Origin of the sequence: Pseudoalteromonas sp. Ps84H-4, assembly GCF_024124645.1 — a bacterium.
In the GTDB taxonomy this organism is placed as follows: domain Bacteria; phylum Pseudomonadota; class Gammaproteobacteria; order Enterobacterales; family Alteromonadaceae; genus Pseudoalteromonas; species Pseudoalteromonas lipolytica_C.
Window position 1 is genome coordinate 1 of sequence record NZ_JAMXSK010000080.1, and the last position, 1,118, is coordinate 1,118.

Annotated in this window: 1 protein-coding gene; it reads right to left on the reverse strand. The window is 46.8% G+C overall.

Features of this window, described 5'->3' with window-relative positions; genetic code table 11:
- Positions 1 to 96: 96 nt before the first annotated feature.
- Positions 97 to 1,118 (reverse strand): Tn3 family transposase (locus NH454_RS22270; protein ID WP_235374378.1); only part of this gene is annotated, 1,022 nt, incomplete at its 5' end.

Below are 1,118 nucleotides of genomic sequence, written 5' to 3' on the forward strand. Positions count from 1 at the left end.
GTGGGGTACTAGGGATTTTCCCCTCTAAAGTAACATAGAACGCTACAGGCTTTGTATTATATAGCCTCCAGCTGTGGGTTACTTTCGTTTCCAAGCTTAATCATCCACGATTGGCTTCGTAATTTCACTAATATCAGGCAATTTTCCGGTATTGGTGAAGTTATACGTCCCGCTTAAGTTGATATTTTGCCATGCAACGGGCGAAACAGCACGAGTGATAGCCGCTTTTTCTTCATCACCTGTCGCTTCAAAGTGTCCCAGAAGATGACTCAGTATCGCGGAGTTGAAGTAGATGAGCGCATTGGCAAGCAATCTTGCGCATTCATTCCAGATAGCGATTTCAGACTCGTTTTTGCCACGGAACTGATCACCATTCACCGACGCAATGGCTCGTCTAAGGAAGTGCCATGCTTCTCCCCGGTTCAGGGCACGTTGCACATACTGCCGCAAACTGGCATCGTCGATGTAGTCAAGTAAATATTGCGCTTTAACCAGTCGATTATACTCTGTCAGCGCCTGTAATATCGGGTGTCCTGAAGGATAACCAGACAGTTTTCTCACCAGTATTGCCTGTGTTGTTCGTTTTGTCTGAAGTGACAGGACAATACGCCTGATATCCTGCCATCCCGTTGTAATAACATTCGTTCTGATAGGCTTCTTTAGCGCCAGTATGGTGCTGCCTTGTTCACTTTCAGTCACATCAAACAGATCGTTGATGACACTATTGAACTGCGCGTATCGAGGTGCAAAGCTGTAACTGCTTAGATCCAATAAGGCGAAGTTAACATGATTGACACCGTGCGTATCTGTCGAGAGCACATCTGGTTTGACATCGCTGCTGTTTGATTGCAGCAGATCATAAATATAGTGTGATTCATGCTCGTTAGAGCCGATGATCCGAGCATTGAGGGCGCTGTGGTTGGCCACCAGAGTCATGGCCGTGATCCCTTTATTGGTACCGAAGTACTTTGAGGAATACCGGGTTTTAAACGTTTCCAGATGGGTTTCGAATTTCTGACCATCCGCACTGGCGTGCAACTGGTCCTCCTGAATATGGTAGTGGCGGAAGATGGGTAATGAAGCCACCGCATTATTGATCACGTCGCTGGCATCATGCA